Source organism: Actinoplanes ianthinogenes (assembly GCF_018324205.1).
GTDB lineage: Bacteria > Actinomycetota > Actinomycetes > Mycobacteriales > Micromonosporaceae > Actinoplanes > Actinoplanes ianthinogenes.
This window is the reverse complement of sequence record NZ_AP023356.1, coordinates 5,121,537-5,147,633: the sequence shown is the minus strand read 5'-3', so window position 1 is coordinate 5,147,633 and position 26,097 is coordinate 5,121,537. Positions and strand designations below refer to the sequence as shown.

Sequence of the window (26,097 nt, the reverse complement as noted above, 5' to 3'; positions counted from 1 at the left end):
GTGGCACGCTGTTCCGCATGGCTCGCCCGCGGATACTCATCGTCGGCGCCGGCTTCGCCGGTCTCTCGGCCGCCCGCCGGTTGTCGCGGATCGCCCGTGGCCGCGCGGAGGTCGTGCTGCTCAACCCGACCGACTACTTCCTGTACCTGCCGCTGCTGCCGGAGGTGGCGACCGGGGTGCTGGAGCCGCGGCGGATCTCGATCCCGCTCGCGGCGGCGCTGCCCGGCGTCCGGGTGCTGCTCGGGCACGCCGGCGCCTTCGACCTGAACGCCCGCACCGTCCAGTGGGCCGACCCGGAGGGCAACCGCGGGATCCTCGGCTACCACCGCCTGGTCCTCGCCCTGGGCAGCGTGAACAAGCTGCTGCCGGTGCCCGGCCTCACCGAGTACGCCCACGGCTTCCGCGGTGTCGCGGAGGCGCTCTACCTGCGGGACCACCTGACCCGGCAGATCGAGCTCGCCGAGCAGGCCCAGGACCCGGCCGAGCGCCGGGCCCGGTGCACGTTCCTGGTGGCCGGCGCGGGGTACACCGGCACCGAGGTGGCCGCGCAGGGCGCGCTGTTCACCGCCGCGCTGGTCGCCCACCGGCCGAAGGTGCGGGACCTGCCGCGCTGGCTGATCGTGGACACCGCCGACCGGGTGCTGCCTCAGCTCGACCCGCGGCTCTCGCACACCGCCGCCGAGGTGCTGCGGATGCGCGGGGTGCGGGTGCTGACCGGGACCGGGGTGGAGCGGGCCGGGCCGGCCGGGGTGCGGCTGACCAACGGCGAGCAGGTGCCCACCCGGACGCTGGTCTGGTGTGTGGGCGTACGGCCGGAGCCGATGGTCGCCGGGCTCGGGCTGGCCACCCGGGAGGGACGGCTGCTGGTCGACGAGTTCCTCAACGTGCCGGGCCGGCCGGACGTGTTCGCCTGCGGGGACGCGGCGGCGGTGCCGGACGTGCTGCATCCGGGCTCGCTGACCGGGATGACGGCCCAGCACGCGGTGCGGCAGGGCCGCCTGGTGGCGGGCAACGTGGCCGCGTCCTACGGGCACGGGCGGCGGCGCCCCTACCGGCACCGGGATCTGGGCTTCGCCGTCGATCTGGGCGGCTGGAAGGCGGCGGCGAACCCGCTCGGGGTGCCGCTGGGCGGGGTGGCCGGCAAGGCGGTCACCCGCGGCTACCACCTGCTGTCGATGCCCGGCAACCGCACCCGCGTGATCACCGACTGGCTGCTCGACGCCACCCTGTCGCGCCAGCCGGTCCAGCTCGGCCTGGTCCGCGGCAGCGCCGTCCCGCTCGCCTCCGACCTCAACCGTTGATCTCGGGGTGCACCCGCTCGGGGCGGTGGGCGCCGGGGGTGCGCTGCTGCGGGACCACGGGCGGCGCGCCCGGCGGGACGGGCCGCGGGGTGATCACCAGGGCGGCGCCGCCGAGGCCGATCCCCGCGTAGCGCACCGGACGCGCCTGCCGCAGCACCAGCGCGTGCGCCACCCCGGCCAGCACGCAGCCGGCGAGCCCGCCGAACACCATCACCACCCAGGGCGAGCCGGGGCGCACCAGAAGCAGTGCCGGGAGGTTGCGGCAGGCGAGGTAGAGCAGCACGCCGAGGGACACAGTGGACAGAAACGGCGCGAGGAAGCGGGTCCAGACACCTTCGCTCTGCGGGCTGCGGTTCAGGTGCAGCAGCGCCGCCACGCCGGTGAGCAGCAGCACCAGCAGGATCGCCAGGCCGCCGCCGACCACCAGCCAGCGGGCGGTGCGGGCCGAGGCCGCCGCGCCGGCCAGGTAGGCGCCGGTCAGGGCGGCCCCCGCGACGAGCGACTGGGTCAGGGAGGCGGCGCGCGGCGCGCCGGTCCGCGGCGAGACATTTCCCAGTACGCCGGGGAGCACGCGTTCGCGCCCGAGCGAGTACAGGTACCGGGCGATCGCGTGGTGCATCGCCAGGATGGCCGCGAGCGCGCCGGTGACCAGCATCAACCGGCCGAGCGTGACGGCCCAGGGCGCGAGCCGCTCGGCGGCCAGGGCGAACAGCAGCTCGGGTCCGCGGGCGGCGGCCCGGCCGGCCACCCCGGCCGGACCGGCCGCGACGAGGAAACTCCAGGTGACGCCGGCCAGCAGCACGGCGAGCAGCACGATCGCGACGCGGACGGCCCGGCCGGTGGTGCGGCGCGGGTCGCGGGCCTCCTCGGCGTACGTCGCGGTGGTCTCGAAGCCGACGAAGGCCAGCACCGCGACGGCGAGCAGCAGGCCGAGCAGCGGGCGGTCGATCCGGGCCGGGTCGGCCGGCAGGTAGGTGCCGGCCGGGATCGGGCCGCCGCCGGCCGGGCGCAGCACGTTGGCCGCGGCGAGACCGGCCAGCACCGCCGTCTCGGCGGCGGTGAGCAGGGCGACCACGCCGGCCGCGACCTCGATGCGCAGGATGCCGCCGAGCGCGACCAGCAGCCAGCCGGCGGCGGCCACCAGCCACCACGGTGCAGTGACGCCGAACCAGCTGTCCAGCAGGGGCGCGGCGGCCTGGCCGAGCATGGCGTAGAGACCGAATTGGATCGCGTGGTAACCGGCCAGCGCGAGCCAGGCGCCGGTCAGCGCGGCGGGGCGGCCCAGACCCCGGGCGAGTTGCGGGTATGCGGCGCCGGCGCCGGGGGTACGGCGGATCATGGCGGCGTAGGGCGTACCGAAAAGAAGCAGGACAACCGTGACGGCGGCGACGGAGAGTGCGGCCGGCGGTCCGGCGCCGGTGGCCAGGACCGGCGGGATCACGGTGACCACGGTGACGATCGGGGCGGCCGCGGCCACGCCGAACAGTGCGGCGGAGACCGTGCCGAGCCGGCGGTGCGCGAGTTCGTCCTCGGTGCCCACGGACTCCATTCAGCCCACGGAAGCCGACTTTGACAACCATGCGTGACGAGACACTGACCGCTCGTGACCAGATTGGCACATCCGTCACCCGGGCACCGGCTGGGTTGCAATTCCTCAACTGGGGTGCGCGGCCGCCGACTGCAACGACGTGCTCGCCACCCAGCAGCTGACGGAGTTTCTCGCCGTCGTCGCCGACCGGCCCGATGAGGCCGCCGCCCAGCATGCCGCCGTCGAGTGCGCGGTACGCGCGCTCAGCGCCGACCTCGCCGTGCTGATGGTCGACGGAGGTGTGGTCGCGGCGGTCGGTCTGCCGGTGGACCGGATCCCGGCCCGCGACCTGGCCGAGATCGCCGCCGGCCGGCGCGCCGGCCTCACGATCGACGGCCGCCGCTACGCGGTCACCCTGGCCCAGCTCGGCGGCATCGCCCCGGGCGTGCTGGTGCTCGGCCGGGAGACGCCGTTCACCGTCGAGGAGGTCTGCCTGCTCCGCGGCATGGCGCGGGTGCTGGAGCTGAGCCTCCAGGCGCTGCACCTGATCGAGGAGGAGCGCCGGCAGTCCGCCGAGAACGACCGGCTGATCAGCTCGTTGCAGCGCCGCCAGCGACTGTTCGACGAGCTCAGCTCGGTGCAGCGGGCGATCGCCCGGCGCGAGCCGCTGCGCCGGATCCTCGACCAGATCACCGCGAGCGCGGCCGAGCTGCTGGACGTGGAGATGTCCGGGCTGACCGTGCTGGACGTGGACGACCCGAGCCGGACCAGCCTGATCGCCAGCCGCGGCGTGCCCGAGGAGGGCGTGCTGCGGATGCAGTCGGTGCCGGTCGCCGCGCTCGGCGTCGCCGGACTGGCGATCATGGGCGACGAGCTGGTCGCCGTGGACGACTACGCGAACTCGCCGATCGCGGTGCCGGAGATCGTCCGGGCCCGGCTCAAGAGCGTGATGGCGGTGCCGGTGCACGAGGACGGCACCGTGGTCGGCGCCCTGTTCGTCGGTGGCTACCAGGAGATCCGCGAGTGGGACCGGGCGTCGCAGGAGATCCTCCAGGCGTTCGCCGAGCACGTCAGCCTGGCCATCACCGACGCGCGCACGCTGCGCGAGATGAACCACGCGTTCCACGACTCGCTCACCGGGCTGGCCAACCGCTCGCTGTTCATCACCCGGACGGAGAACGCGCTGGCCACCACCCGCAGCGGCGGGGTGGCCACGCTGCTGGTCGACCTGGACCGGTTCAAGGTGGTGAACGACTCGCTCGGGCACGGGGCCGGTGACCGGCTGCTGGCCGCGGTGGCCGACCGGCTGCGGGAGTGCCTGCGCACCGGGGACACGGCGGCCCGGCTGGGCGGGGACGAGTTCGCGGTGCTGCTGCCCGGGGTGGCCGGGGTGGAGGCGGCCGTGCCGGTGGCGCGGCGGATCGTGTACGCGATGCGGGACCCGTTCGACCTGGACGGGCGGGAGGTGTTCGCCACGTGCAGCGTCGGGGTGGCGTACGCCGAGCCCGGCGCGGTCGACACCGAGGATCTGCTGGTCCGCGCCGACCTGGCGATGTTCGAGGCGAAGAAGCAGGGCAAGGACCAGGTCGCGGTCTTCGAGCCGGCCATGCGCGAGTCGTTCCAGAAGCACCTGGAGCTGGAGGCGGACCTGCGCCGGGCGGTGCTGCGGCACGAGTTCGAGCTGCGCTTCCAGCCGATCGTGCGGCTGCGCACCGAGGAGATCTCCGGCCTGGAGGCGCTGGTCCGCTGGCAGCACCCGGAGCGCGGGATGATCCCGCCGCTGGAGTTCATCCCGCTCGCCGAGGAGACCGGGCTGATCGTGCCGATCGGTGAGTGGGTGCTGCGCGAGGCGTGCCGGCAGGCGGCCCGGTGGAACGCGCAGCGCGACGGGCAGACGCCGCTGACCGTCAGCGTGAACCTGTCCGCGGTCCAGCTCGAACGCGCCGACCTGCCGCAGCTGGTCGAGGCGGCGCTGGCGGACAGCGGGCTGCCGGCCAAGTGCCTGATCATCGAGCTGACCGAGTCGCTGCTGGTGGACCACCGGCCGGAGACGTTGCGCCGGCTGGAGGAGATCAAGGCGCTCGGGGTACGGCTGGCGATCGACGACTTCGGGACCGGGTACTCGTCGCTGGCGTACCTGCGGAACTTCCCGGTGGACATCATCAAGATCGACAAGTCGTTCGTGGACGACATCGGCGACATGCCGGCCGCGGCCGCGCTGACCCTGGGCATCATCCAGCTCGGGCAGGCGTTGCAGCTGTCCACGGTCGCCGAGGGGATCGAGGACGCCGGGCAGCTCAGCGAGCTCGCGGGCGGCAACTGCGAGCTGGGACAGGGTTACTACTTCGCCGAGCCGCTGACCGCCGCGGCGCTGGACAACCTGCTGTTCCCCCCGCGGGAGTGAACTCACCTGCGCTTCAGGCACGGTTCGCCTCGGCGTCACGTTGATCCCCCACGGTTGACGGATGGATGTTCTGCTGACCGTCGTGGTGCCGGTCTACGCGGTCGAGGGTTTCCTGGCGGCCTGCCTCGACTCCATCCGGGCCGGCCTGACGCCGGAGGCGAACGCGTCGGTCGAGGTGATCGCGGTCGACGACGCCTCGCCGGACCGCTGCGGCGCGATGCTGGACGCCTACGCCGCCGAGCACGGCGGTCTCCGCGTGCTGCACCTGTCCAGCAACGTCGGTCTCGGGCTGGCCCGCAACGCCGGGCTCGCCGAGGCCACCGGGCGCTACGTCTGGTTCGTCGACAGCGACGACCGGCTGCCCCCGGGCTCGGTGCACGCCGTGCTGGAGCGGCTCCGCGAGTCCGCGCCCGACCTGCTGCTCGTCGACCACCTGCGCGAGCACGCGGACGGCCGGCTGGAGCCGGACGCCAGCTCGCCGCTGCTGGCCGGCCCGGCCACCGTGGACCGGCTGCTCGGCGTCCAGCACACCGCGTGGAACCGGATCACGCGCCGCGGCCTGCTCACCGAGCACGGTCTGCGCTTCCCCGCCGGGTGGTACGAGGACATCCCGTTCAGCAACCCGGTGCTGATCGCCGCCGAGCGCGTCGAGGTGCTGAACCGGGTCTGCTACCACTACCGGGTCGGCCGGCCGGGCGCGATCACCGCGACCCGCAGCGAGCGGCACTTCGAGGCCTTCGAGCAGTACGACGAGCTGCACGAGCGGCTCGACCGGCTGGGCGCGCCGCCGGCCGTCCGGTCCCGGGCGTTCACCTTGATGATCAACCACCTGCTGGTGGTGGCCGGCAACGACGCCCGGATGCACCCGAGCTGCCGCCGCCGCTTCTTCCGCGGCATCGTCCGGCAGTACCGGCGGCACCTGCCCTCGGGGTACCGGCGCCCGGCCGGCGCCGCCGGGCTCAAGCACCGGCTGGTCGAGGCGAACAGCTACGCGCTGTACTCGGCACTACGGGGGATGTACCGGCTGACCGCCCTCCGGCAGCGGTCCACCGAACGGACACCTGCGGTTTCCCCGGACCTCTCCTCAACTCCACGGCCGGTCCAAACCACATCCCTACGTTGACCGCGTGCTACGACCCGCCACCGATTCCGACCGCGACCAGGTGCTGAACTGGCGCAACCATCCGGCGGTCCGCGCCGTCAGCCTCACCACCCACGAGATCCAGCCGGCCGAGCACGCGGCCTGGTGGGCGACCCACAGCGGCGACGTCCTGATCTACGAGGAGGACGGCGTCCCGGCCGGGGTGGTCATCTTCACCGGCGCCACCTGGTCGTTCTACCTCGACGTCGAGGGGCTCGGCCCGCGCCTGCTCCCGGCCTGGATGCGCCTGGAGAAAGAGGCCGTCGAGTACGCCTTCGGCACGCTCGGCCTCCCGAGGCTCGGCGGCGAGACGCTCGAGGAGAACACGCAGGTCCTCGCCCTGCACCGGCGCTTCGGCTTCCGCGAGACACGCAGATACGAACGGCTGGTCGACGGGGTGCCGAAGACGGTCGTCTGGACAGAGAGAGCGAAATGAGCACAACGAGGCCCTACATCGTCGCGGAGATGTCCGGGAACCACAACGGTTCCCTCGACCGGGCGCTCCGGCTGGTGGACGCCGCCGCGGACGCGGGCGCGGACGCCATCAAGATCCAGACGTACACCGCCGACACCCTGACCGTGGACGTCAAGCACCCGCGGTTCCAGCTCTCGGCGGGCCACGAGCTGTGGGGCGGCGAGTACCTGTACGACCTGTACACCCGCGCGCACACCCCGTGGGACTGGCACGCGCCGATCTTCGAGCGTGCCCGGGAGCGGGGCATCGAGGCGTTCTCCAGCCCGTTCGACCCGACCGCGGTCGAGTTGCTGGAGAAGCTGGACGCGCCGCGCTACAAGATCGCCTCGTCGGAGATCACCGACCTGCCGCTGATCCGGCTCTGCGCCTCCACCGGCAAGCCGATCATCATCTCCACCGGGATGGCGACGCTCAAGGAGATCACCGCGGCGGTCGACGCCGCGCAGGGCGCCGGGGCCACCGACGTCACGGTGCTCAGCTGCACCGCGTCGTACCCCGCGCCGCCCGAGTCGACCAACCTGCGGCGCATCCCGGTGCTGGCCGAGGCGCTGCGGCTGCCGATCGGCCTGAGCGACCACACGCTGGGCATCGGCGTGCCGATCGCGGCCGTCGCGCTCGGCGCCGTGCTGATCGAGAAGCACGTCACGCTGGACCGCGCCGACGGCGGGGTGGACTCGGCGTTCTCCCTCGACCCGGGCGAGCTGGCCGCTCTGGTAGTCGAGTCGGAGCGGGCCTGGCAGGCACTCGGCACCACCGCGATCGGCCCGACCGAGGCGGAGAAGGAGGGCCTGCGGTTCCGCCGGTCGCTCTACGTGGTGACCGACGTCCGGGCCGGCGAGCCGGTGACCGAGGCGAACGTCCGCTCCATCCGCCCCACCGGCGGCCTCGAACCGGACGCGATCGGCAGCGTGCTCGGCCGCGTCTTCCGCGCCGACGCCGCCAAGGGAACTCCGCTGACCTGGGATCTGATCTGACGTGCTGCTGAACGCGAACAAGCAGGAGTGGAAGCACTTCCTCAACGCCGCCGAGGTGTTCTGGCAGAAGAACCTGCCGCCCGCCACCGACGACGGGGTGATCCTGGTGGAGGCGTTCCACCAGGACCTCCGGGTGACGCTGCGCAACCTCGCGGTGGCCAACGCGATCCGCCGGGTACGCCCGTCCCGGATGATCGTCTTCACCGGGGTCGAGGAGACCTGGGCGAAGACGCTCTGGCAGGGTTTCGACGTGTCGCTGGTGCGGGAGTTCAGCCTCTCGTACGGCGCCTGCGAGGTCATCGACGTGTGGGACATCGTTCGCAAGTCGGATGCCCAGCCGTCCTTCGACGTGTCGGACACCATCAGGGCGACCGACGCCCGGCTGGCCAGGCTGCCCCGGATGCGGGCGAACCCGCCGGCCGAGCGGGTCCGGTACGGCAACGCGCTGGCCGCGTACTACGAGGACGTCTTCGCCGAGCACGACGTGGTCGCGCTGGTCACCAGCCACGTCGACTACGACCAGTGGGGGCTGGCGGTGGACGTGGCCCGGCGGGCGGGCGTCCCGGTCATCCACACCCAGCAGACCGGCTGCCTCAAGGCGTACGCGCTCTTCCCCGAGCACGACACGCACACCGAGACGTTCCGCGGCGAGCTGACCCGGCAGATCGGCGAGGTGTTCGAGAAGCAGGTCTGGCCGCGCCGGGAGAAGCTGCGCCCGACCACCGAGCTGATCGCCTGGCGGGCCAAGGTCAACCTGGGCCGGCCGAGCTGGTGGCGGGGCGGCACGAACGCCTCGGTCGACCTGAACAGCCCGGCCGAGCGTGCCCTGCTGCGCAGCCACGCCGCGGCCCGGTTCGGCTTCGACCCGGACAAGCCGATCATCGCGGTCTTCAACCACGCCGTCTCGGACGCGCTGGGCACCAACCGGGAGCTGTTCCCGAGCCTGTCCGAGTGGTTCACCGACACCGCGGCCTGGGCGGCGTCCCGCACCGACGCGCAGTGGATGTTCCTGGACCACCCGAGCCAGAAGCTCTACGACTCGACCGGCTTCTTCGACGACCTGGCGAAGCAGCACCGCAGGTCGAAGCACATGATCTTCCAGCCGAGCGCCACGCTCAGCAAGAACGCGCTGTGGAGCCTGACCGACCTGGGCGTCACGGTGCGCGGCAGCGTGAGCAATGAGCTGCCGGCGTACGGCATCCCGGTGGTGCAGGCCGGCTGGTCGGAGTGGAGCTCGTGCGGACTGTCCACGGTGGTGGACTCGGCGGAGGCGTACTTCAAGACGCTGGACGAGAGCATCAAGGCCATCCGCGACGGCGCCACCCTGGTCACCGAGGAGCAGGTACAGCGCGCCCGGCTCTGGCTGTGGCTTTACCGCAGCGGCTCGGACGTGGTCACCCCGCAGGTGCCGCAGTGGGAGGTCTGGGGCGCGAACGTCCTGCTCAAGTCGATGCGAGCGACGTTCCGGCACATCGAGAGCGACGCCGACCCGCTGTTCGAGACGGTCGAGCGGATGTGGACCCGCCGCGAGCCGCTGCTCACCCGGACCGACCTGTCATGACGATCGGCGCGCACTTTCGCACCGACTTCGACGAGCCGTCGGCCTCCGCCCCGCTCCCGATGGAGCTGACCAGCGGGACCAGCTCGTCGATCCTGATCCTGGACCAGATGATCCGCGGCACCGGCATCGTCGGCCGGGTCAACGGCGAGTTCGGCGCGGTCGCGGTCAAGGTGGACGCCACCGGCGGACCGGTCCGGGTCGCCGTCTCGATCGGCCTGGACGAGATGGCCACCCGCTGGTGGTCCGACCGGGTACGCCCGTCCCGCCTCGCGCCCGAGCTGCCCCGGCTGGTCCTGCTCCGGGTGCAGGGCAGGATCCGGGGCGCCGTGGTGCTGTCCCGGCGCCAGGGCTGGCGGGCCGCCGCGCCGGCCGACGCCACCCTCGCCTTCGACCTGGAGGCCGGGGAGCTGGCCCGGGACGGCATGCTGATCGTGGAACTGGCCGAGGCCGCGCACCCGGAGTGGGCGGCGGCACGGCTCAGCCCGCGCTCGGCGATCGGCCTGCGGCTCAACAGCATCGTGCTGCGCGAGGCGGAGCAGCCTGCCCCGATCGGCGGGCCGGACGAGCACACCGGCTGCGACTTCGCGGTCGTGCAGCCGGGCGGCGGGCTCGCCTACCGGCTGGAGGGTGCCGGCGTGCCGGCCGCCCCGCCGCTGCCGATCAGCCCGCGCAACCGGTGGACCCGGCAGAAACCGGCCCGCGCGGTGTTCAAGCTGTCCCGGGCGGCCCGGCGGGTGGCGGTGCGGGCGCTCCCGCAGCGTCCCGGCGAGGTGGCCGGGGTGCTGGCCACCGACCTGATCACCGGCGAGCCGGTGCCGGTCGAGGTGGCCCGCGCCGGTGACGGGACGGCCACCGTCCGGCTGGCCGCGCCGGCCGCGAACCCGGTGCTGCTCGGCTCGGCGGAACCCCAGCCCACCCTGTCGTGGCGTCTGACCGTGCCGGCATGAGACTCGGCGACGATCCGGTGGCGAACCACCGGACCCTGCAGGACCTGCTGGACTCCCGGTCGCCGGGCAAGCTGGAACTCCCGCCCGGCGAGCACCGGATCGCCGAGGGCCTGCGGGTGCCCGGCGGCTGGACGATCCGCGGCTCGTCACCCGCGGACACCCGGCTGGTCTGCGAGTCACGGACCGGGCACCCGGTGCTGCACGTGCTCGGCGGCGAGGTCTCGATCAGCGACCTGGGCCTGCGGCCGGCGCCGTCCGACCCGGGCGAGCACGGCGGCGACCGGGGCACCGGCCTCACCATCGGCGAGTACCTATACGCGGCCGCGCCCGAGTGGATCACCGACGTCGACGTGCGCCGGGTGCATGTCGATCACGGCTCCTCCCGGGCCGCGAACGCGGTCGGCGTGATGGGCGCGGTCCGCGGTGTCACGCTGCACGACGTGCTGGTGACCGGCGGATACACCGGGGTCGCGGTGCACTGGGGCGCGGTCGGCGCGGACGTGTCGTCGATCGTGGGCCCGACCTACCACCCGCACCGGCTGACCGTTTCTGATCTGCGGGTGCGGGACGCGGTCGAGGGGTTCTACCTCAGCTCGGTGCACGACGTCCGGGTGACCGGCGCGTGCCTGCGCGACGTGGAGATGGGCTTCCGGCTGCTGCCCGGGGACAACACCAACCGGTTCGTCTCGTCGTCCGAGGACGTCGGCGCGCGGATCGAGGTCAGCGACGTCAGCGTGCGCTGGGACGGGCCGCGCTACGCGGTGCGGATCGCCGGCTGGGGGCGCAGCGAGGTGGACGGCGTGGTGACCGTGCTGGCCTACCGCGACTGCGTGGTCCGGGACTGCCGGATCGCCGGCGCCGGGACCGGGGAGAACTGGTCGCCGGTGCTCGTCGAGAGCGCCTCCGGCGTCACCCTCGACAACATCACCGTCACCACCCGCTGAACGATCACCGTTAACATCCGCCGAAAGCGAGCGGAATTCACACGCAGCGGAGTGGCGGCGCTACCCCCGGCACCCGTGCGGGGTCGGGTTTCCACCCTGCAAGATCGTCGCCTACAGTGGACGTTGAAACCGCTGAGGCACAGGTCAACAGGCATTTACATCGCCTGTTTCAGGTCGTTTCATGCGATCGGTGGATCTGCCCCGAAGCGCCCGGAACCGGCCGGGGAGGACGCCGCCACGTCCCCCCGGCCGCCCGCGCGCCCGCCACCTTCCTCGCGGACCCCCGCGGCAACCCACCCGACGCGCCCCTTACTGACCCGTGCGGCAACCCCGCCCGCCGCGCCCTCTGCGGACCCGCGCGACGACGCGCCCGCCGACTCGCGGCCGACCCGCGCGATGACGCGCCCGCCCGCGCGATACCGTCCCCGTGATGGATCTCGACGTGGATCGCCGGGCGGTTGCCGCCGTCTCGGCCGGTGGCGTGCTCGGCGCGCTGACCCGTTACGCCATCGGCGCGGCCTGGCCGCACACCCCGAATGACTTCCCCTGGTCCACCTGGCTGATCAACGTCTCCGGCTGCTTCCTGATCGGCATCCTGTTCACCCTGCTCGCCCGCTTCCGCCCGGAACACCGGCTGACCCGGCTCTTCCTCGGCACCGGCGTGCTCGGCGGTTACACCACGTTCTCCACCGCCGAGGTCGAGGTGCAGCACGCCGCCCCCACGATCGCGATCACCTATCTGGCCGCGACCATCGCCGGCGCGCTGCTCGCCGTCTGGGCCGGCAGCGCCCTGGCCTCGATCAGCACCCGCTCCCGGAGCGCCGTGCGATGACGTTTCTGCTGGTCGCACTCGGCGCGGCGGTCGGCGCGCCACTGCGCTACCTGACCGATCGCTACGTCCAGGCCCGGTACGGCACCGGTTTCCCGTGGGGCACCCTCGCGGTCAACGTGGCCGGTTCGCTGATCCTCGGCTGCGTGCTCGGCCGCCCCTTCTCCCCCGGCTTGACCGCGCTGCTCGGCACCGGTTTCTGCGGCGCGCTCACCACGTATTCCACGTTCTCCTGGGAGACGCTGACCTTCGCCCGCCGCGGCGAACAGGCCACCGCGATCGCCTATGTCCTGGTCAGCCTGCTCGCCGGCCTCGGCGCCGCGGGCCTCGGCGCGATCCTGGCCCAGGCCCTCTGACCCGCCGTCTTCGCGACCCTCAAGATCAACCCCGGTTTTCGGTACGCCCGAAGCGCCCCCTTGAGCCGCCCGCTCACGGATGCCCCGCCAGCTCCTGCATGCTCAGGTCCTCGCCCGCTCACACCGCCGTCCGCTCAGGTCCCGTCCGCTCAGGTCCCGTCCGCTCAGGTCCCGTCCGCTCGGGTCCCCGCCCTCCCAGGGGGCGCCAGCCCATGAAGCATCATGGCCCCGACGGCCAAGATCCCGCACGGCGCCTGTGGACAACGTAGAACTGTGCATTTCCTCCGGAGTCCCGGTTCCCGATACGCCGATCGTGTGCGCGCCACGCCCTACCTGGCGCCTCGGCTCGCCTCGGACCCCCATCTCGGCCGAATGCAAGGCCCGGGGCGGCAATCCGAACCCCGGGCTGGTGCTCACGGCCCTATCAAGCGCCCGAATACGGCCACCAGGACCAGCCCACAAACGTCGAGCTGGCGCACACCGCCCTACCAAGCGCCCAAATAGGGCCACCAGGACCAGCCCACAAACGTCGAGCTGGCGCACACCGCCCTACCAACCGCCCAAATAGGACCACCAGGACCAGCCCACAAACGTCGAGCTGGCGCACACCGCCCTACCAACCGCCCAAATAGGACCACCAAGACCAGCCCACAAACGTCGAGCTGGCGCACACGGCCCTACCAACCGCCCGAATAGGGCCACCAGGACCAGCCCACAAACGTCGAGCTGGTGCTCACGGCCCTATCCACGGTTCGGAAAGGGCCATGAGCGCCAGCCGGAAACCGCACGGCGGGCCGGGACGGTGCCAATCCGGGTTCGGGGCCTTCACGGCGTACCCCGAACTGGGCGCTTCGGGCGTACCGCAAAAAGCGAAGCGGTCCGGGTGCGCAGCGCACCCGGACCGTTTCAGCGGATCCTCAGCCGACCGGCGTCAGCCGGCGCTCCTCGTCCTCCCGCGGCGCGGTGACCAGCGCGGGCGGCTCGTGGGCGATCTCCGGGAGCCAGCGCAGGCCGCGCGGGAGCCACCAGTTCGCCTTGCCGAGCAGGGCCATCACGGCCGGCAGCAGCACCGCCCGGACCACCGTGGCGTCCAGCAGCACCGCGGCCGCCAGTCCCACCCCGAGCTCCTTCGTCGAGGTCAGCGGCAGCGTCGCGAACAGGGCGAACACCGCCATCATCACCACCGCGGCGCTGGTGATCACGCCGGCCGTGCGGCCGATGCCCTCGCTGACCGCCTGCCGGGTCGGCAGACCGCGGTCGTGGCCCTCCCGGATCCGGCTCAGCACGAAGACGTGGTAGTCCATCGAGAGTCCGAAAAGGATGACGAAGAGGAAGAGCGGGATCCAGTTGATGATGCCGTCCGAGGGCAGGAAGCCGAGCTGCTCGTCGAAGTGGCCGTACTGGAAGACGAAGACCAGCATGCCGTAGGCGGCGGCGACCGAGAGCAGGTTGAGCACCACCCCGGTGATCGCCACGGTCACCGACCGGAACGACACCAGCAGCAGGATGAAGGCCAGGCCGAGCACGAACCCGAACACCCAGGGCAGGCTCTTCTGCATCTGGTGGTTGAAGTCGGCGTTGCCCGCCGCGGCGCCGGTGACCAGCGCGGTCGTCCCGGACAGGCGGCCGAACGTGGCCGGCACGACTTCGCCGCGCAGCAGGTTCAGCGCGTCCGTGGACGCCTTGTTCTCCCCGTTGCCGGCCAGGCCGACCGAGACGATCGCGACCGTGCCGGCCGGGTTGACCTCGACGTCGACCGGCTCGACCAGCTTGCCGCCGCTGCGCCCGACCGCGGTCCGGAAGTCGGCGAGGGCCTGGTCGAACTGCTTGCCCTGGACGACCGGCGCCTGCACCACCACCTGCCCCGGCGAGGTCTTGCTCGGGAACGCCTCGCTGATCGCCTGGTACGCCTGCACCATCGGCGATTTCGGGGCGACGTCCAGGATGTTCTGCCCGCGGGTGTACATGTCGAGGACCGGGGCGGCCAGCGCGCCGAGCACGCCCACCGCGACCAGCGTGGAGATCAGCGGCCGGGCCAGCACGATCCGCAGCAGCCCGTTCCAGAACCGGCCGTCGGAGCGCCGCCGGTAGAGACCGGGGATCTTGATGGCGTCGACCCGGTCGCCGAGCGCCGAGAGCAGGGCCGGCAGCACGGTCAGCGAGCCGAGCACGGCGGTGGCCACCACCAGGATGGTGCCCAGGCCGAAGCTGACGAACGTGGTGTCCTGGGTGAGGAACATGCCGGCCATCGCCACGATGACGGTGAGCCCGGAGATCCAGATCGAGCGGCCGGAGGTCTGCGCGGCGATCATCAACGCCCGGTCCGGATCGGCGCCGGCCCGGCGCTCGTCGCGTTCCCGGCGGATGTAGAACAGGCAGTAGTCGACCCCGACGGCGAGCCCGACCAGCAGCATCACGTGCGTCGTGGCGTCCACCGTGTGGGCGAAGCGGCTGCCGGCCGCCATCAGCCCGATCGCCGCGATCACCGCGGTCACCGCCAGGCCGACCGGCAGCAGCGCGGCCACCACCGCGCCGAAGGCGACCAGCAGGATGCCGAGGGTCACCGGGATGGAGAGCATGGAGAGCCGGGACAGGCCCGCGTCCAGCTCGTCGCCGATCAGCTTGTCGCCGCTGGCGTCGCCGGCCTCGGCGACGTAGAGCTCCGGGTGCGCGGCCTGCACCGCGGCCACCGCGTCGAGCGCCGGACCGACCCGCTCCTTGGCGGTCTCCGGGTCGCCCTTGACGCTGAACGCCACGAGCGTCGACCGGCCGTCCGGCGACTGGATGGCCGGCTGCACGTCGGTGACGTCGGCCAGCGTCTTCAGCGTGCGGGTCACCTCGGCGGTGACGGCGGCCCGGTCGGTGCCGGCCCGGTTCTGGATCAGCACCATCTCACCGGCCGGCCGCACCGGGAAGCCGGCCGCCTCGACGATCTTGTCGGCCCGGCCGGAGTCGCCGTTGCCCTGCTCGGCGGAGGTCGCCGTGCGGGTGCCGATCTGGGCGCTGAGCACCACGGTCGCGGCCACGAAGGCGATCCAGCCGACTATCGCGAGCACCCGGTGCCGGGCACTCCACATCGCGGCGCGCGCCGCGATGCCTTTCACTTTCCCCCTGGTCTCCATGGCAAGAACGCTATGGATCACGGAGATCGGGTTGAATCCGGCGAGCCCCCGAGCCGGGGTAGGGCTAACCCTACGTCTGGAGGTAGGCCAGCACCGCCAGGACCCGTCGGTGCTGCTCCTCGTCCTGGTGCAGGTCGAGCTTGGTGAAGATGTTGCGGACGTGCTTCTCCACCGCGCCGTCGGTGACCACCATCTTGCGGGCGATCGCGGTGTTCGACATGCCCTCGGCCATCAGGCCCAGCACCTCCCGCTCGCGCGGGGTGAGGCTGCGCAGCGGGTCGTCCCGGCGGCGCCGGACCAGCAGCTGGCCGACCACCTCGGGGTCGAGCACGGTGCCGCCCTCGGCCACCCGGCGCAGCCCGTCGAGGAAGTCGGCGACCAGCGAGACCCGGTCCTTGAGCAGGTAGCCGACCGCGCCGCGGCGGTCGGCGAGCAGGTCGTCGGCGTACGACACCTCGACGTACTGGGAGAGCACCAGGATCGGGGTGCCGGGCACCTCGGCGCGGGCCGCCACGGCGGCCCGCAACCCTTCGTCGGTGTGCGACGGGGGCATCCGGACGTCCACGATGGAGACGTCCGGACGGTGCTCCCGGATCGCCGCGACGAGGGACGGCCCGTCACCGACGGCCGCCACCACGGTGTGCCCGTTCTCCTCGACGAGCCGGACCAGTCCCTCGCGCAACAGCACGGCGTCGTCGGCAATCACCACCCGCATGCCGCCATGCTGTCAGATCGATCAGCCCCGCGCGGCCGGCTGGTGCTGAGCGGGGGTGATGACGCTCGTCTCACCGGCGCCGAACGCCTGCGCCGAGGCGCTGGCCGGCTTCCAGCCGCTGTGGCCCGGCATCGGCGGAACCTTCTTGCCGTACAGCCACTTGGTCAGGAACGAGTTCAGGTTCTTGCCGGAAATCTTCGAGGCCAGCTTGATGAAGTCCTGGGTCGAGGCGGACTTGCCCTTGTACTTGCTGACCCAGGCGCGCTCCAGCTGCTGGAACTTCTTGTCGCCGATCTTCTGCTGAAGGGCGTACAGGACGAGCGCGCCGCCGGAGTACACGTTCGGGTTGAACACGTCCCAGACCGACTTCGAGCTCTTCGGGCGGGCCACCGGGCCGTACTGGGCACGCCACTGGTTGGCCAGCTTGTAGACCGCCTTGAAGTACGCCTCACGGTTGGCGAAGCCGGTGTACTTCTTGAAGGTCTTGGTGTCGGCCGCGTACAGCAGCTCGTACCAGGTCGCGTGGCCCTCGTTCTGCCACACGTCGCTCCACGCGTTCGGCGCCACGCTGTCGCCGAACCACTGGTGCGCCAGCTCGTGCGTCATGATCGGGTTCCGGACGGCCGCCGGGTAGGCGAAGATGCCGGTGTCGTACAGGGAAAGGGTCTGGGTCTCCAGCGCGAAGCCGAGGTCGGCGTCGATGACCAGCGACCCGTAGTTCTCGAACGGGTACTTGCCGACCTTCTTCGTCATCCAGGCGATCTGCGAACGCTCGACCTTCGCCTTGTCCAGCAGCTTCGAGGCGAGCCGGCGCGGGACCACGTCGCGCACCGGCACGCCGCCGACCGCCTTGCGGTTCTTCACCACGAAGTCGCCGGCGACGACCTGGACCAGCTCGCTGGCCATCGGCTTCGACTCGCGGTACGTCGACGAGACGTACCCGGTGGTCTTGGTGTCCCGGACGTGCTTGCCGTTGGCCACGCCGATCCAGCCCTGCGGGGTGGTCAGCGTGATCGTGTAGGTCGCCTTGTCCCGGGGGTGGTCGTTGCTCGGGAACAGCTCGTGCGAGGTGTTCGGCTGCCCGGCGAGCACGGTGCCGTCGGCGGTCGACACGAAGCCCTCCGGCTCCAGGGCGCTGGCCGAGGTCGGGGTGGCGGTGAAGTTGCCGACGAAGACCTTGAAGGTCTTGCCCTTCGGCAGGTAGGAGGCCGGGGTGATGACCAGCTCGTCGCCGGAGCGGCGGAAGCCGGCGGCCTTGCCGTTCACCCAGACGCTGCCGACGTTGTCGCCACCGAAGTCCAGGTCGAACCGGGACAGGTTCTTGGTGGCGACCGCGGTGATCGTCACGTTGCCGGTGACGGTCTGGGTCGGGCTCTTGGCCGGGTACTTGAGGCTGAGGTTGTAGTTCTTGACGTCGTACCCGCCGTTGCCGAGCAGGGGGTACAGACGGTCGCCGAGACCGGCGGATCCGGGGGTGCCCGCGGCGGCGAGGGCGGGAGACGCGCTCCCGGCGACCGCGACGAGCACGGCGGTGCCCGCGGCGAGGACCGCGGGCAGGCCATTGAAGATCTTGCGCATGTCGGCGACGATACGGCCCCGTCGCAACCCCGGGCATCGGCTACACAGGCAGGGCCGCGGTCAGGCGGGTGCCCTCGCCCTCGGGGCTCTCCACGGCCAGCACGCCGCCGGCCGCCTTGACCCGGTCGTCCAGCCCGGCCAGGCCGTGCCCCTTGGCCAGGCTGGCCCCGCCCACCCCGTCGTCGGCGACGGTGATCAGCAGGCCGGTGGCGATCCGCTGCACGCTCACCTGCACCTCGGTGGCGTGGCTGTGCTTGGCCACGTTGGTGAGCGCCTCGGCCACCACGAAGTACGCCGCCGACTCGATCGCCGGGTCCAGCCGCTCGACCATCGGGGCGTCCAGGTCGACCGGCACGGTGCAGCGGCCGGCCAGGGCGGTGAGCGCGGCCTGGAGCCCGCGGTCCACCAGGATCGGCGGGGCGATCCCGCGGGACAGCGCGCGCAGCTCGTCGAGCGTCTCGCGGGTCTGGGTGAGCGCCTCGGCCACGGTGGCCCGGGCCGCCTCCGGGTCGCTGGCGAACTGCTGCTCGGCCCGGCCCAGGTCCATGGCCAGCCGGACCAGCCGCTGCTGCGGGCCGTCGTGGATGTCGCGCTCCAGCTTGCGCAGCGCGGTCGCCTCGGCCGAGACGGCCGCCGCCTTCTGCTCCTGCGCCACGTCGCGGGCCTCGTTCGCCTCGGCCACCTGCCGGCGCAGCTCGCCGACACCGCTGAGCAGGCCCCGGGCGAACTGCGCCTCGAGCAGCGCGGAGCCACGGACCACCGGGATCAGGGTGAGCGCGAAGAACAGGCCGACCGCCAGGTTGAAGACGATCCGCACGGTGGCGGTGTCCGGGAAGCCGAGCAGCTCGGGCAGCTCCTGGTTGTCCGCCGGGTGCGGCAGCGCCCAGTCGTAGAGCGGGTAGGTGAGGCCGGCCAGCGCGCCCACCCACCAGGTGAAGGTGAAGCAGAAGGCGATCGTGCTCGGGATGAACCGGAAGATCCCGTGCACCAGGTCGAGCCAGGACTGTCCGTCGGCGATCGGGGCGACCATCTTGCCGATCCAGCTGGTGGCCCGGCTGCTCCGGTATCGCGGGTGCGGAATCCTGCGGCGCACCACCGGGCCGATCCGCATCCGCTCCAGGTGGGCGAACCCGCGGGACATGGCGAGCGAGCCGGCCAGGATCGGCAGGCCGATCCAGATGATCAGGGTGCCGAGGCCGAGCGCGAAACCGGTCACGCAGAGCACGATGGTGATCAGCCCGAGCGGGAAGCCGACGAGCACGTACTGGGTGTCGATGCCCAGTTGACGCAGACGCCGGGCCGGGGCGATGGGGTAGGTGGCCGGGGCTCCGGCATACGTCGTTTCCATGCCCTCGACGCTAGGCACCGGAGCCCTCCGATCCGATCCTGTGGACCGCCGGATCGACGGTAGGGTTAACCCGACTGCCGGCCCAGCTCATAGATGGTCACCGTACCCAGACGCAGCCGCTCGGTGGCGACCTGTGCCAGCGCCGGCGCCACCGTGCCCGCCCGGCTGTCGGCGAACAACCAGCGTACGCCGTAATCGTCACGCAGCCGGGCGACGACCGCCGGGTCCCCGGTGCTGAACGCCCGCTGGTTCAGGGCGAACAGCGCCCGGTCCGGCGCCGGTTGGTAGAAGTAGACCCGGTCGCGCACCCCGTTCCTGGCCACCGCCTGGTCGCTGTATCCCCAGCTCTCCACCAGGGTGCGCCGCCCGCCCAGGCCGGCCACCCAGAACGCCCGGGCGTCGCACGGCGTGGTGGCGCTCATCGGGCGGCAGTGCACGTTGGTGGCCACCAGGTCGTTCTCGCCGGCATGCGCGTCCAGCCAGAACGCGGCCCGCATCTCCAGCGGGGTGACCTGATATCTCGGGTCACCCCGCGGCGCCGCCGGGACGGTGACCGCCTCGGCGTTCTGCACGGTGTACGAGGCCACCCCGGCGCCCAGCGTCGCGGCGATCAGCGCCACCGGCAGCGCCCGCCGGGCACGGCCCCGCCAGACCACCAGCACCACCACGACGACCACCGCGGTGATCGCCGCGAGCCGGAGCAGCGGCACGGCGAGCGTCCAGGCCCACGCGCTGACGGTCCGGGCCGGCGGGTCGACGCCGGGCAGCAGCACGGCGCAGAGGGCGCCGGCCACCGCGCCGGCCACCGGGACCCGCCAGGAGCGTGCCCGGTCGGCCAGCGACCAGGCGGCCAGCACCGCGCCGAACGGGATCACGCCGGCGAAGAAGTAGACCTGGCTCGCGGTCGGGTGCCAGAACACCCAGGTCGCGCCGAGACCGGCGAGGAGAGTACCGGCGATCAGTGGCAGCGCAGGGTCACCGGTCCCTCGCGAGCGGGGCGGCAGCGCCAGCCCGATCAGCCGGGGAGCTTGCAGCAGCAAGGCCCAGATCAGCACCCAGGCGATGAACGCCCGGCCGGTGGTGCCGGCGTTCTGGATGCCCGGCGGGACGAGGCCGCCCCACCGCGGGCCGTCGTCGACGCCCAGCGTCTGCGTGTAAGGGGCCAGCCAGCGCAGCGTGCCCAGCGGCTGCGGCTGGAGCACGCCGGCACCGCCACCGGCGAAGAACCGGGCGCCGAAGAGCATGCCGGACACCGCCACCCCGAACAGCCCGGCGGCCGCCCACGGCAGCTTCCGGGTCCGCCACAGGGTCACCACCCCGGCCGCCGCCAGCCCGGCCGCCAGCGGTGGCAGCACGCTCGCCTTCGACCCGGCGCAGGCCACCGCCAGCGGCGGCAGGAACGCCCAGCCCCAGCCGAGCGGCCGGCCCCGCAGCCGGTCCACGGCGATCACCGTGAACAGCGCGATCAGCGGCATGGCGATGTCCTGCGACGGGCTGAGCAGGGACACCGGGCCGCCGCTGTTGAAGGTGGCGGCCGCCGAGCCGAACGACACCGCCTGCCCGGCGAACCCGGCCGCCGCCGCGACCGGCGCGGCCCACCAGCGGCCGCTGACCACCCGGGCCAGGGTGGCGAAGGCGAACACGCCGGCGACCGTGACGGCCAGGAACCACAGCCGGAACAGCAGCGTGGCCGGTGCGATCCCGGTGACCATGCTCGCGGTGGCGAGGTCCGCGTCGGAGAGGTAGTGGTAGCGCAGCTCGTACCCGGCCAGCTGCGGCACCTGGAACGGCATCGAGCGGGTCATCTCGTGCACCAGCGCCAGGTGGTAGTACAGATCCTTGTAGTACTCGAAGCGGACCGGCGGCAGCGGGAAGTCCTGGAAGACCGTGGCCAGCCAGAGGATCACCAGCAGCAGCACCGCCGCCATCGCCCAGTGCCAGCCGAGCGGCAGCGGGTCGCCCGCGCCGCGCCGCCAGCACCGCCGCAGCCCGGGGACCAGCAGGAACGGCAGCACCACCAGCACCGGCCAGCCGATCAGCAGCGACTGGAGGCCGAACGCGGCGCCCAGGGCCCAGCCGGCCAGCATGACGACCAGGCCGGCGGCGGTGCCGAGGGTGAGATCCTCCGGCCAGTTGCCACGGCTGCCGAACAGGGCACGGAAGACCAGAGTTCCCGGTACGACGATCGCCAGCAGGAAGTAGACGCCGTAGAGAGCGATGTCCCGGGCCGGCGTACCGGTGCCGAGCAGCGCCCACAGGGCCGCCGCCACCGGAAGGATCCAGGGCAGCGGCGAGCGCCACTCGCGGGCGTCACGGGACGCCGTCTCCGTGGCCGCGGGGGCCACCAAGGTAGTTGCCATCGCTCGCTTGATCAGCTGTGCAGAGTGGTGAGGCGGGTGAACTCGGCGGGCAGGTCGTACCCGTCCCAGATCGCGCCGAAGGTCAGCGCCGAGCCGAACGGCACGATCCGGTCCACCCCGCGGCCGGCCAGCGCGAGGGCGAACTCGTGCAGCTCGGCGGGGGTGAAGCCGAAGTGGCTCACGGTCTGGTCCTGCCGGGTCATCGCCGGCACCAGGTCGATCAGCGCATCGGCCCGGGCGAAGGGAAAGGCGCCGGCCCCGATCCAGCGCCGGGGCACCTGATCCGGTCCGGTCAGGGTGAGCGAGGTGATCCGGTTGTCCGGGAACGCCACCGAGGTGGCCGCGCCGGTCGCCGCCAGCCCGTACGCGTTCACCCGCTTCTCCACCGCCATCGCCGCGTCCACCGTCCAGCCCCGCTGGTCGACGGCCGCCAGCAGCAGCTCCAGGAACTCCGCCCGGACCGCCTCGGCGTCGCCCGCACCGACCAGGAACACGGTCCGCGGGGACGAGCAGGCGGCCTGGTCGAACCAGTACGCGTCGTTGGCGAACCCGAGCGCCGCGGCCCGGCGGGCAGCCGGGTCGGCGGCGCGCCAGCCGGGAATCGAGAGCACCGCCCAGGACGTCCGGTCGGGGAACGTCAGGTCCCGCCCGGACGGCCGCAGCGGGTGCTCGCGGATCGCCTCGACGGCGGCGTCACCGCCCCAGATCACCCGCAGGTCCGCCCAGCGGCTGAGCGCGCCGGTGATCGCGTCGTCCCGGCCGTAGGTGACCATCCGCTGGGTGCGGGCGATCACCGGGTCGGCGTCGACCTCGTGCAGCGCCTGGAAGATGGCGTCCGCCGCACCGGCCGACCGGCTGGAGATCCGGACCACGTTGTGGTTGCCGGCCAGCGCGGAGAGCGCCCACGAGTACACGAAGATGGTGTCCACGTTGGCCGGTGGGACGTGGAAGACATTGCCCCGGGGGAAGACCAGCGCGTCGTCCCGCCGCATCTTCTCGACGGCCCGGGTGAGCTCGGCCGGCCGCAGGAAGTAGCCGAGCGAGCCCAGCTCCGGGTGCCGCCGGGCGAGGGCCGGGGCGAGCAGCTTGCGGGCCAGCTTGCCGAGGAAGTCGACGACGCGCGGGTCGCCGACGGCGAGCCGGTCGTCGGACGGCGCGGTGAGGTCTCCCGGTGCGCCGAACCGGAATTGGATGCTCACGCGGCCTCCCGATAGGTGTCGGAGCAGCCCCGGGCCTCGGCGCGCGGCAGCCGGCCGAGCACCGAGAAACGCTTGCCGGGCCAGGCGCCGTCGTCGATCCCGTGCACCACCCCGAGGTCCTCGGTGAGCAGCACGTGCCCGGGGTACGAGGTGGGCAGTGTGCTGATCACCTCGATGAGGCCCGGTTCACCGGGCGGGAGCTCCGCCCAGGTCCGCGGGTCGCGGATGACCACATCCGCGAAGTCCGGGCAGTACAGCGCGCCACCGTCCGGTCCCTCCAGGAAGATCGTGCCGATCTGCTCGACCATGCCGTAGTAGTTGTGCACCCGGGTGAGGCCGACGCCGGCCAGTCGCGCGCGGAACTCGTCGGGCGAGACGGCCTGGTCGATCAGCTTCTTCCAGCCACCGGAGTGGATCAGGATGCCGTTCGACAGGTCCAGGCCGTTGTCCCGGGCCACCTCGTACAGGTGCAGCCAGACCAGGAAGGTGAAGCCGAAGATCAGGAACGGCGCGTCGCCGTGCTTGTCCAGGAAGCCGCGGATCGCCGCCAGGTCGACCTGTCCGTCCGGGTCCAGCGCCCACACGTGGTCCCGGCCGAACGTGGACATGCCGAGCACGCCGGCGCCGCGAGCGCTGAACGAGCGGCGGTCCTTGAGCATCGCCTTGGTGTCGACCAGCAGCATCGGCAGCCGTTTCGGCCCGAGCACGGTCTGCACCGTGGCGGCGAGCCGTTTCTGCTGCTCGGCGGCGGCCGCCTTGTCCAGGTGGATCCGGCTGACGTCGCCGGTGGTGCCGCTGGAGGTGAGCACCTTGAACACCTCGTCGTCCGGGATGCTCTTGAGTTCCAGCGTCTTGAACAGCCGGACCGGCAGCCACGGCAATGCGGAGATCTCCGAAGCGCCGGCGTAACCGGAAGCCGCCAGGATGCGGGCATAGGGCTCGCACCGGTCGCGGTGATGATCAACCAGGGCCGAGAGCTCGTTGAGGAGACGTTCCTCTTTGACGGCCTGCGGCAGGGTGAAGACACTCACAGCGACGCCTCCAGCGCCCGATAGTCCGTCTTGCCGTTCGGCAGCAACGGCAACGCCTCGATCACGCGCACGTCGATCCCGGTGAAGTGACTGCCCAGCCACTCGGCGATCTTCGTCCGCAACGCGCGGGCCTCGTCGTCGCCGATCCCCTCGGCGAACACGTGCAGCCTGTCGTCGCCGGCCACCGCCGTCACCGGGAAGTTCCGCTCGACGTCGTCCAGGTTGATCCGGACGCCGAACACCTTGCCCATCCGCTTGAGCCGGCCGGTGATGAACAGGAAGCCGTCCTCGTCGAGCCGGCCCAGGTCACCGGTGCGCAGCACGCCGCCCAGCTCGTCGCCCTTGACCAGGTCGGCGGCGGACTCGGCGTAACCCATCATCACGTTCGGCCCGCGGTAGACGACCTCGTCGTCCTCGATCGCGAAGCTCGCGCCGGGCATCGGCAGCCCGACCGAGCCGAGCTTGTCGGCGATCCGCTCCGGGGGCAGCGCGGCCATCCGCGGCGCCGCCTCGGTCTGCCCGTACATCACGAACATCCGGCCGCCCACGGCCGCCATCCGGGCCGCGAATTCAGACACCATTTCGGTACGCAATCGGCCGCCCGCCTGCGTGATCGTCCGCAGCGAGGGGTACGTCGCCGGGTCGAAGCGCAGCCGTCGCAGCATCTCGTACTGGTACGGCACGAACGCCATCGAGGAGACCCGGTGCTCGTTCACCGCCGCCCAGAAGTCGCGCCGCATGATGCCGGTGCGTTCGAGGACCACGGTCGCCCCGCGCAGCAGGTGCGAGTGCAGCACCGACATGCCGTACGAATAGAACAGCGGCAGTGTGGTGATCGCGACGTCGGCGCCGGCGACGCCGAGGCTGTCGGCCACCTGCCCGGCGTTGGCCAGCACGGCCGCGCGGGACAGCCGGACCAGCTTGGGGTTGCCGGTCGACCCGCTGGTGGTCAGCAGCAGCGCCAGGTCGGGGTGGACCCGGTCGGTGGCGTACCGCTCGATCAGGCCGGTGTGGTCGGCGTCCGGGTCGAGCGGCACGACCGGCACGCCGAGGCGCAGCGCCGCGAGGTAACGGGCGACCGCCGGGACCGTCGACGGCATCGGCAGGAAGACCAGCCGCTCGCCGGCCAGCTCGGCGGCAGCCGCGTCGATCAGCTCGGGGGTGAGTTCGTCGCCGGTCGCGGCGTCGACCACGCGAGCGTCCGGGTGCAGCAGGTTCACAGCGTCAGTCCCCCGTCGACCCCGACGATCTGGCCGGTCACGAAGCGGGCCTGGGTGGAGAGCAGGAAGGCGATCACGTCGGCGACCTCCTCGGCGGTGCCGAGCCGGCCCAGGGCGGTGTCCGCGATCCGCTCGGCGCGGCCGGCCTCGTCCAGGGTGTCCAGCATGTCGGTGGCGATGAAGCCGGGCGCGACCGCGTTGACCCGGATCCCGCGCGGGCCGAGCTCCTTGGCGGCCGATCTGGTCAGGCCGACCACGGCGGCCTTGGACGCGGCGTAGACGGCCTGGCCGGCCGCGCCGTGCGTGCCGGTGATCGAGGCGGTCAGCACCACGGCCGGGTTCTCCCCGCGGGCCAGCAGGCGCACGGCGTTCTGCAGGGTGTACGCCGCACCCGCCGCGTTCACCGCGAACAGCCGCTCGATGGTGTCGTCGGCGGTCATCCCGAGCATCCCGGCGGCGTGCGTGCCGGCGTTGACCACCAGCGCGTCCAGCCGCTTGAAGTGCTCGAAGGCGAGCCGGGCCAGGGCCTTGCCGGTCTGCGGGTCGGCGATGTCGCCGGCGCCGTGCAGCACGGTCACGCCGAACTTGCCGGCCACCGACTCGGCCGTCTCGGCCACCCCGGCCGCGCCGTGCCCGTGCAGGACCAGGTCGTAACCCTGCTCGGCGAGACGGTGCGCGACCGCCCGGCCGATGCCGCGCGACGCCCCGGTGACCAGGGCGACGCTCACTTGACGTCCACCCCGTATTTACCGAGGATTCGCACGGCCTCGGCAAAGCTGGACATATTGATGACGTCGTCCGTGTCGATCATTACCGAGAATTCATCTTCAATTGTCGCGACGAGCGACATGTGCGCCAGGGAGTCCCACTTCTCGTTGTCCTGGTAGCGCAGGTCGTCCACGGGCGCGTCCGCCGGAAGATCCAGTGCGGTGCGGAACGCGTCGCGCAGTCTGGCCAGCTCAGTCACGGTGTTACTCCCAGGGGCGGTGAATGGAGGACTTCACCTTCCCGCAGGCGCTCGGTCGTCGCGACCAATGCCGGTTGAACTGAAAATGAATTGCCAT

21 protein-coding genes are annotated in these 26,097 nt (G+C 72.3%); 10 read left to right on the top strand and 11 right to left on the bottom strand.

All coding sequences use genetic code 11. The features are described from left to right. The first annotated feature begins 17 nt into the window (after positions 1 to 17). Entirely contained in the window at positions 18 to 1,301 is a 1,284-nt protein-coding gene (locus tag Aiant_RS23215; protein ID WP_189334640.1) for an NAD(P)/FAD-dependent oxidoreductase, read from the top strand. Here Aiant_RS23215 and Aiant_RS23210 read toward each other — a convergent pair. Continuing rightward, a complete protein-coding gene (locus Aiant_RS23210) occupies positions 1,291 to 2,850 on the bottom strand; it encodes an APC family permease (protein ID WP_189334639.1) in 1,560 nt (519 codons plus the stop codon). The genes Aiant_RS23215 and Aiant_RS23210 overlap by 11 nt on opposite strands. A 139-nt stretch (positions 2,851 to 2,989) precedes the next feature. Here Aiant_RS23210 and Aiant_RS23205 point away from each other — a divergent pair, with 139 nt between their 5' ends. The 9 genes from Aiant_RS23205 (at position 2,990) to crcB (ending at position 12,460) form a co-directional block, all read left to right on the top strand. After that, positions 2,990 to 5,233 carry a putative bifunctional diguanylate cyclase/phosphodiesterase gene (locus Aiant_RS23205; protein WP_229831011.1) on the top strand — a complete coding sequence of 748 codons (2,244 nt, stop codon included), beginning with the start codon at positions 2,990 to 2,992 and terminating at the stop codon, positions 5,231 to 5,233. A gap of 61 nt (positions 5,234 to 5,294) precedes the next feature. Next, positions 5,295 to 6,356, top strand: a complete 1,062-nt coding sequence (locus Aiant_RS23200; protein WP_189334638.1) for a glycosyltransferase — start codon at positions 5,295 to 5,297, stop codon at positions 6,354 to 6,356. 4 nt (positions 6,357 to 6,360) lie between these two features. Then, a complete protein-coding gene (locus Aiant_RS23195) occupies positions 6,361 to 6,810 on the top strand; it encodes a GNAT family N-acetyltransferase (protein ID WP_189334637.1) in 450 nt (149 codons plus the stop codon). Then, entirely contained in the window at positions 6,807 to 7,823 is a 1,017-nt protein-coding gene (gene pseI, locus Aiant_RS23190; RefSeq protein WP_189334636.1) for a pseudaminic acid synthase, read from the top strand. The genes Aiant_RS23195 and pseI overlap by 4 nt, the downstream gene beginning before the upstream one ends. Before the next feature lies 1 nt (position 7,824). Then, positions 7,825 to 9,384, top strand: coding sequence for a hypothetical protein (locus Aiant_RS23185; RefSeq protein ID WP_189334635.1), 1,560 nt, complete (start codon positions 7,825 to 7,827; stop codon positions 9,382 to 9,384). Next, entirely contained in the window at positions 9,381 to 10,331 is a 951-nt protein-coding gene (locus Aiant_RS23180) for a hypothetical protein (RefSeq protein WP_189334634.1), read from the top strand. Before Aiant_RS23185 ends, Aiant_RS23180 begins: the two co-directional genes overlap by 4 nt. Then, positions 10,328 to 11,275: a hypothetical protein gene (locus Aiant_RS23175; RefSeq protein WP_189334633.1), complete on the top strand. Its 948-nt coding sequence runs from the start codon at positions 10,328 to 10,330 to the stop codon at positions 11,273 to 11,275. The genes Aiant_RS23180 and Aiant_RS23175 overlap by 4 nt, the downstream gene beginning before the upstream one ends. 430 nt (positions 11,276 to 11,705) lie before the next feature. Continuing rightward, positions 11,706 to 12,107 (top strand): fluoride efflux transporter FluC, encoded by a 402-nt coding sequence (locus Aiant_RS23170; RefSeq protein ID WP_189334632.1) that lies wholly within the window; start codon positions 11,706 to 11,708, stop codon positions 12,105 to 12,107. Then, a complete protein-coding gene (gene crcB, locus Aiant_RS23165; protein ID WP_189334631.1) occupies positions 12,104 to 12,460 on the top strand; it encodes a fluoride efflux transporter CrcB in 357 nt (118 codons plus the stop codon). Before Aiant_RS23170 ends, crcB begins: the two co-directional genes overlap by 4 nt. A 917-nt stretch (positions 12,461 to 13,377) precedes the next feature. On the opposite strand, the gene Aiant_RS23160 is transcribed toward crcB, so the two are convergent. From Aiant_RS23160 to Aiant_RS23115, 10 genes are all read right to left on the bottom strand, one after another. Next, positions 13,378 to 15,582, bottom strand: coding sequence for an MMPL family transporter (locus Aiant_RS23160; protein WP_189334630.1), 2,205 nt, complete (start codon positions 15,580 to 15,582; stop codon positions 13,378 to 13,380). A 70-nt stretch (positions 15,583 to 15,652) separates the two neighbouring features. Continuing rightward, positions 15,653 to 16,297 carry a response regulator gene (locus Aiant_RS23155; RefSeq protein WP_189334629.1) on the bottom strand — a complete coding sequence of 215 codons (645 nt, stop codon included), beginning with the start codon at positions 16,295 to 16,297 and terminating at the stop codon, positions 15,653 to 15,655. Between the two features lie 21 nt (positions 16,298 to 16,318). Further along, a complete protein-coding gene (locus Aiant_RS23150) occupies positions 16,319 to 17,875 on the bottom strand; it encodes a M1 family metallopeptidase (protein WP_189334628.1) in 1,557 nt (518 codons plus the stop codon). A gap of 40 nt (positions 17,876 to 17,915) precedes the next feature. After that, positions 17,916 to 19,223, bottom strand: a complete 1,308-nt coding sequence (locus tag Aiant_RS23145) for a sensor histidine kinase (protein WP_189334627.1) — start codon at positions 19,221 to 19,223, stop codon at positions 17,916 to 17,918. Between the two features lie 65 nt (positions 19,224 to 19,288). After that, the gene (locus tag Aiant_RS23140) at positions 19,289 to 21,583 is read right to left on the bottom strand and encodes a hypothetical protein (protein ID WP_189334626.1); all 2,295 of its coding nucleotides are present in this window, start codon (positions 21,581 to 21,583) and stop codon (positions 19,289 to 19,291) included. A gap of 11 nt (positions 21,584 to 21,594) precedes the next feature. Then, entirely contained in the window at positions 21,595 to 22,782 is a 1,188-nt protein-coding gene (locus Aiant_RS23135; RefSeq protein ID WP_189334625.1) for an acyl-CoA reductase, read from the bottom strand. Further along, positions 22,779 to 23,813: a LuxE/PaaK family acyltransferase gene (locus Aiant_RS23130; RefSeq protein ID WP_189334624.1), complete on the bottom strand. Its 1,035-nt coding sequence runs from the start codon at positions 23,811 to 23,813 to the stop codon at positions 22,779 to 22,781. Before Aiant_RS23130 ends, Aiant_RS23135 begins: the two co-directional genes overlap by 4 nt. Next, complete coding sequence (locus Aiant_RS23125) at positions 23,810 to 25,033, bottom strand: AMP-binding protein (protein WP_189334623.1); 1,224 nt, start codon at positions 25,031 to 25,033, stop codon at positions 23,810 to 23,812. Before Aiant_RS23125 ends, Aiant_RS23130 begins: the two co-directional genes overlap by 4 nt. Beyond that, complete coding sequence (locus tag Aiant_RS23120) at positions 25,030 to 25,761, bottom strand: SDR family NAD(P)-dependent oxidoreductase (protein ID WP_189334622.1); 732 nt, start codon at positions 25,759 to 25,761, stop codon at positions 25,030 to 25,032. The genes Aiant_RS23125 and Aiant_RS23120 overlap by 4 nt, the downstream gene beginning before the upstream one ends. Continuing rightward, positions 25,758 to 26,000: an acyl carrier protein gene (locus tag Aiant_RS23115; protein WP_189334621.1), complete on the bottom strand. Its 243-nt coding sequence runs from the start codon at positions 25,998 to 26,000 to the stop codon at positions 25,758 to 25,760. Before Aiant_RS23115 ends, Aiant_RS23120 begins: the two co-directional genes overlap by 4 nt. Positions 26,001 to 26,097 lie beyond the last annotated feature (97 nt).